We start from the raw sequence: 6,403 nt of genomic DNA on the forward strand, positions 1-6,403 counted from the left end.
CAAGCAGAACGACGGCCAACAAGATTATTGCTAAGAGTCTCATGGCGCTTACCTCCATCGCAGCGCGGAACATGCCCAGGACAGCGCGCAATGACCCTGCCCCGGGCCGCCTCGCCTACGGGCAGTTTCTGTTTTGGCCGTTGATGGCCAGCCGAAGGCTGGCGGATTAAGGCGCGTCGACGACTCCAAGCACCACGCGCCTTGGAGAGTTTGACGCCCTATTCGATTGGAAGGTTCCAGCCCCTCGCGGCAGGTATAATCCCCCTCGCTAACGGAGGGCGACATGGCCGCGATCGATATCATTAACGCCCGCGAAATCCTCGATTCGCGCGGAAACCCCACTCTCGAAGTCGATGTCTTGCTGAGCGACGGCATCTCTATGGGCCGCGTCTCGGTGCCATCGGGCGCCTCGACCGGAGCGCACGAGGCCGTCGAACTGAGAGACAACGAGCAAGACCGGTATGGCGGCAAGGGCGTGTTGAACGCAGTTTCGAACGTCATTGACACGATTGCGCCAGAGTTGGAAGGCATGGACGCCGTCGATCAGCGCGGCATAGATATGGCGCTCTTAGACCTAGACGGCACCGACAACAAGAGCAAACTGGGAGCCAATGCCATGTTGGGCGTGTCGTTGGCGGTCGCTCGCGCCGCGGCGCTCTTTTGCGGACTGCCCCTCTATCGCTATCTGGGCGGCACGGACGGGTATGCGTTGCCAGTGCCCTTAATGAACATTGTGAACGGCGGCAAACACGCCGAAGGCGGCGCCGACATACAGGAGTTCATGATTGCGCCCGTCGGCGCCGATCAGTTTGCCGATGCCCTGATGATGGGAGTCGAGGTGTACCACAGCCTCAAAAAGATCATTCATGCCAAAGGCTATATGACGACCGTGGGCGACGAGGGCGGGTTCGCGCCGCCAGCGGCAAGCAGCCGGGAAGTGTTCGACATGATCTCTGAGGCCTGCACAAAGGCTGGCTACGAGCCGGGAGAGGACGTACTGTTCGCCATCGATGCCGCCGCGACCGAGCTCTATCGCAACGGCAAATACCACCTGGAGCGCGAGGGGCTGACGCTCGATTCGGACGGCATGATCGACTATTACTCGAAACTGGTCGGGGCCTATCCCATCGTCTCGATAGAAGACGGCTTGGCCGAGGACGATTGGGACGGTTGGAAGGCGATGACCCAGGCGCTGGGCAAGCGCGTTCAATTGGTGGGGGACGACCTCTTTGTAACCAACTCGCGGCGACTATTGAGAGGCATTCGCGAGGGCGCGGCTAACAGCATTTTGATCAAGGTCAACCAGATCGGCACCCTCACCGAGACGCTCGACTGCATTCGAGGAGCCCAGCGCCACGGGATGACCACCGTCATCTCGCACCGTTCGGGGGAGACGGAGGACACTTTCATCGCTGACCTTTCCGTGGCCGTGAATGCTGGGCAGATTAAGACCGGCGCGCCGTGCCGGGTAGACCGAACCGCCAAGTACAACCAACTTCTGAGGATTGAGGAGACGCTGGGCGAGACGGGCCAATATCCGGGCAAGTCGGTTTTCAGAGTCGGCGCTTAACGTTCATGGCGCTGCGCAGAGCCAAGATTGTCTGCACGCTCGGCCCGGCGGTGGCATCGCGAGAGGCCATCTTTGCGCTGGTCGAGTCGGGCATGAATGTCGCTCGCATCAACTGCGCCCACGGCGATTGGGAGGCTCGGCGCCAATGGATCGAGTGGATCCGCCAAGCCTCCGACAAGGTTCGGCGACCGATCGGAGTTTTGGCCGACCTGTCGGGCCCCAAGATTCGCCTGGGCCGACTGCCCGAACCGATGGAATTGGAGACCGGGCAGACCGTCCAGATCCGACCGGGCGAGGTGGGCGGCGATGGTCGGCTGCCATTGCCCGTGCCAGTTGTCTTTTCCACTGCCAAGATCGGCGACAAGATCATTCTGGACGACGGCAGCGTGGAGATGAAGATTTCCGCCGTTGCCGAGGCTCTGATCGAGGCGAAAGTGGTGCAGGGGGGAACCGCTAAGTCGCATCGGGGCGTTACGCTGGTCGGTCGAAACCTGCCGTTGCCCAGCCTGACGGAGAAGGACGAGCAGGATCTAGAGGCGGCGATCGAGGCTGGGGTCGATTGGCTTGCGCTTTCGTTCGTTCGGTCGGCTGCAGACGTCTATGCTTTGCGCACGAAGATGCGGCAGCTGGGCGCCGACATCCCCATCATCGCCAAGATCGAGCAGAAGGAAGCAGTTGCCAATCTGGAAAAGATCATCGACGCCAGCGATGCGATCATGGTAGCGCGGGGAGACTTGGGCCTGCACCTTGATCTGGAGGAAGTGCCGATCGTGCAGAAACGCATCATCCGCGCTTGCAACAAGACGGCCAAGCCGGTCATCACCGCGACGCAAATGTTGGAGAGCATGATCGAAGCGTCGCGACCAACCCGTGCCGAGGTAACCGACGTGGCCAACGCTATTTTGGACGGTACGGACGCGGTGATGCTGTCGGGCGAAACGGCTATCGGCAAGCGCCCGGCTGAGACGGTGAAATGGATGGCCAAAATCGCCGAAAGGGCCGAGAAGTCGTTAGACTTTATCCGCGGATTGTCCGAAATGGCCGGTTTAGCCAGCGTTACGGAGGCCGTGGCGCACGCGGCCTGCGCGCTTTCTCACACGGTGCACGCGGCGGCCATATTGAGCGCGACGACGACCGGCGGCACGGCACGATGGGTCAGCAAGTTTCGCCCCAAACCGCCCATTGTGGCGATCACGAACCGGCCGGAGACGGCGCGGCGGCTGGCGCTGGTTTGGGGGGTACAGCCTTTGGTGGTGCCTAGCGTGGCGAACACGGACGAGATGACCGCCGTGGCAATCGAGGCGGCGCTGCGAGCCAAGCTGGTGAAGCCCGGCGACAAGGTTACGATCACGGCAGGCGTACCGGTCAACGAGGCTGGCAAGACCAATCTGATCCAAGTCCAACCGGTCGAATAAAGGCTCGATTCGTACTCGATTTTGTGCTACAAGTCGAAAAAAATCCCTTTCGTTCGGAACGCCAGGCTTCCGCCTGGCCGACGATTCCCATGCCTCCGCATCCGGCTGTATTGATGTGGAGGCGGTCGCCGAGATGTTGCAAGAGGCCGCCAAAGCTCCGCCCGAATTTCCGGACACTAAGCCTTAAAGGAGTTTCTGTCCTGGGACTTTGGCCAGCTCGTTTGCCGAACGGGATTTTTTCAAAATGTAGCACAATTTTGAGTACGAATCTGGGGTCGGACCTCTACTTAGGACGTGCAGGAAGGGCGGCGAAGAGTTGCTCGGACAGCACGTCGCCACTATCACTACGGGCCGCCTAACAGACCGTCCTGCCAGGGTTTTAACCAGCCTGTTTGAGCGCGGCCGATTCGATCCCTAATGTATAGAACTCGCCCGTTATCGCCGACTCCATGCCATAGATGGTCGCCAAGGTGTTCATGATCGCGCTTTGCATCGAGATTTCGAAAGGCTCGCCTTTGACGATCGCCTCTGCCCAGTGCTTCAGCTCATTCTTGTGACCCTTGTCCTGTGCCGAGGTCAGGCTTTCCTTCTTGCTGCCCGACACCAGTTCGAGCTTGCGGAAGTCGCTCAAGATCGCGCTCTTGCCTTCGCAATGCGCCTCCAGATACTCCTTGGCCACGGCGGTGTCGCCGGTCGTCAGGTAGTAGAGCGTGCCGATAGAGCCATCGGCAAACTCGATTAGAATCTGCGCGGTGTCTGGCTCATGGCTGGACATCTGCCGACCGCTGACGCGCACCGGGTCGGCGCCGCACAGCGAGATCATCACGTCGATAAAGTGGCAGCCTTCGCTGATCACCCGCGATCCGCCCTCGTCCGTCGCGCGCATCCAGTGGTTGCGCTCTAACGGACCGGCGTTCACGCGATAGATCAGGCTCATCGGCGTGGAGCGGTTGACAAAGAACTCTCGCATCCGCCTAACGAATGGGGAGAAGCGCCGGTTATAGCCGACCAGCACGCGGCCGCCCGTCTCTTGCCAGGCTTGGTGCACGTCGGCGACCTGCCCGGCGGTCAGCGCTAGGGGCTTTTCGAGAAAGGCCGGTTTGCCCGCCCGCATCGCACGGACAGCGAAGTCGGCGTGCGAATTGTGGCGCGTGGCGATCAGAAGCGCGTTCACGTCGCTGCTGTCGATCAGTTCGGTCGCGTCGCTGGTGGCGAACTTGAAGCCGAACTTGTCCATGGCGGCTTTGGCGGTCTGTCCGCGAGTGGTGCAGACGCCGACTAGTTCGACGCTGTCGATGCCCTGAAGAATGGGCAGCAGCGTGCCGGTTGCGAAGTTGCCCGCGCCGATCACGCCCAGTTTGACTTTGGCCTGGGGCGCAACGTCCTTAGCCTTTGGGTTGGCGATCCGAGCAGTGCGCGCAGGCGCGCCGGAGTACTCTAACAGAGCGCCGATCACGCTGCCGGCTTGCTCGCCCGCTAGCAGTTCGTAAGCTTCCGTCGCGTTCTCAATGGTGAAGCGGTGCGTGGTCAACGGCTTGACGTTTACCTGGCCCAGGCTGAGCAAACGAAGGAACTCCCGCATGTTCTCGCGCTCCGTCCAGCGCACGTAGCCTATCGGATAGTCGATGCCCATCTCTTCGTAAACCGGATCGTACCGACCCGGACCGTAAGATCGGGACAGAAGCACTTGGATTTCCTTCTCGTAATAGACGCGCTGGGGCACGTCCATTTTGAGCAGTCCGACCACCACGACCTTGCCTCGATCCCGAGTAATCTCCCCGGCCAGCTCGATCGGGTCGTTGTTCTGTCCGCCGCCCGCCGTCAACATCACCACGTCGGCGCCGGCTCCGCGGGTGAAGGCCTCCACCATAGCCGGAATGTCCTCGCTGCGCAGCGCCGCCATGTCGGCGCCCAGCTGCTTGGCCAATTCAATCCGCCCCGGATTGACATCGATGCCGAAGACCCTCGCGCCTGACGCCTTCAATAACTGCACGACCACCAAGCCCAGCAAGCCTAGACCAATGACCACAACGTTATCGCCCAACTGCACGTCTGCCTGGCGCACGCCTTGAAGAGCAATGGCGCCGACCGTGGTGTAGGCCGCGTCGTCATCGTCTACATTTTCAGGGATCGGCACGACCAAGTTGTGCGGCACGCAGACGATCTCGGCATGGTGGGCATGCTCGGCTCCCGCGCAGGCCACGCGGTCGCCCTTGGCAAACTCGGGCACGTCCGACCCGACCTCGATCGCTTCGCCTGCCAAACTGTATCCCAATGGCGTGGGCGAATCGAGCCGCGCCATTACCTTTCGATAGGTGTTCGCAACCCCTTCGGTCTGTATCGTCTTGAGAACTTTCTTAACCAGGTCCGGGCGAGATCGGGCCTTACCGATCATGCTCATTTTGCCCGTTTCGACCTTCATCCGCTCCGTGCCCGCGCTGATCAAGGAGCGTCGGACCGCCGTCAGCACCGCTCCGCTGCGCAGACTGGGAGGCGGAACCTCCTCCACCTTCACTTCGCCCGTCTTATAATTCTGCAAAACCTGTTTCATTCGTTCCTCCGGGGGTTACAGGATTATACTCGGCGGTCGGGCGGCTTAGGCTTACCGGGTTCGGGTACGATATGGGGGCAGGAGGCGCAAATGGCAGAAGCAACGTTCAGGATCTGGCGCGGAACGAACGAGGGCGGCGATTATCGCGATTATAAGACCGATGTCGAGGATGGGATGGTCGTTTTGGACGCGGTTCTGCAGATTCAAGCGAACCAAGCGAACGATTTAGGCGTTCGATGGAACTGCAAGGCGGGCAAGTGCGGCAGCTGTTCGGCGGAGATCAACGGCAAGCCCCGACTTATGTGCATGTGTCGGATGGACAGCGTGCCTACCGACCAGCCGATCACCATCGAACCGATGCACGCCTTTCCTGTGATCAAAGACTTGGTTACCGACGTCTCCTTCAATTTCGAGGCTAAGAAAAAGGTCAAGCCGTTTAAGCCGCGCTCGCCGGACGCCGAGGACGGCACCTGGCGGATGGATCAGCGAGACATTGAGCGCGCGCAGGAGTTTCGCAAGTGCATCGAGTGCTTCCTTTGTCAAAACGTCTGCCATGTGCTGAGAGAGCACGGCAAGCATGAGGAGTTTATCGGCCCGCGGCTGTTCGTTCATACGGCGGCGCTGGAGATGCATCCGTTGGACACCGAGGATCGCTTGGCCGATCTGAAAGAACGGGACAGTCTGGGATATTGCAACATTGGCAAGTGTTGCACGGTGGTCTGTCCCGAGCATATTAAGATCACCGACAACGCGATTATCCCGCTGAAAGAGCGCGTTGCGGATCGATACTACGATCCGGTCAAGCGAGCCCTGCGGGCGTTGAAGCTGGCGAAATAAAGAGCGCCCCTCACTCCTCGCAGCCGAAGC

4 protein-coding genes are annotated in these 6,403 nt (G+C 60.5%); 3 read left to right on the top strand and 1 reads right to left on the bottom strand.

Annotation, left to right across the window (positions count from 1 at the left end):
• The first annotated feature begins 283 nt into the window (after window positions 1-283).
• Together eno and pyk are read left to right on the top strand one after the other, a co-directional pair.
• Window positions 284-1,570: a phosphopyruvate hydratase gene (gene eno, locus HUU60_12795; GenBank protein NUL83574.1), complete on the top strand. Its 1,287-nt coding sequence runs from the start codon at window positions 284-286 to the stop codon at window positions 1,568-1,570.
• A gap of 5 nt (window positions 1,571-1,575) precedes the next feature.
• Window positions 1,576-2,985: a pyruvate kinase gene (gene pyk / locus HUU60_12800; protein ID NUL83575.1), complete on the top strand. Its 1,410-nt coding sequence runs from the start codon at window positions 1,576-1,578 to the stop codon at window positions 2,983-2,985.
• A 379-nt stretch (window positions 2,986-3,364) separates the two neighbouring features.
• Here pyk and HUU60_12805 read toward each other — a convergent pair whose 3' ends face one another.
• Window positions 3,365-5,536 carry a Gfo/Idh/MocA family oxidoreductase gene (locus HUU60_12805; GenBank protein NUL83576.1) on the bottom strand — a complete coding sequence of 724 codons (2,172 nt, stop codon included), beginning with the start codon at window positions 5,534-5,536 and terminating at the stop codon, window positions 3,365-3,367.
• 90 nt (window positions 5,537-5,626) lie between these two features.
• Here HUU60_12805 and HUU60_12810 point away from each other — a divergent pair, with 90 nt between their 5' ends.
• On the top strand, window positions 5,627-6,373 hold the full coding sequence (locus HUU60_12810) for a succinate dehydrogenase/fumarate reductase iron-sulfur subunit (GenBank protein NUL83577.1): 747 nt from the start codon (window positions 5,627-5,629) through the stop codon (window positions 6,371-6,373).
• Window positions 6,374-6,403: the final 30 nt, after the last annotated feature.

It is taken from the genome of Armatimonadota bacterium, assembly GCA_013359125.1.
GTDB lineage: Bacteria > Armatimonadota > Fimbriimonadia > Fimbriimonadales > GBS-DC > JABWCR01.

What these genes read in the sequence shown, in the direction of transcription:
- HUU60_12810 (NUL83577.1), top strand. Translation starts at nt 5,627, where the DNA reads ATGGCAGAAGCAACGTTCAGGATCTGGCGCGGAACGAACGAGGGCGGC.
- eno (NUL83574.1), top strand. Translation starts at nt 284, where the DNA reads ATGGCCGCGATCGATATCATTAACGCCCGCGAAATCCTCGATTCGCGC.
- pyk (NUL83575.1), top strand. Translation starts at nt 1,576, where the DNA reads ATGGCGCTGCGCAGAGCCAAGATTGTCTGCACGCTCGGCCCGGCGGTG.
- HUU60_12805 (NUL83576.1), bottom strand. Translation starts at nt 5,536, where the DNA reads ATGAAACAGGTTTTGCAGAATTATAAGACGGGCGAAGTGAAGGTGGAG.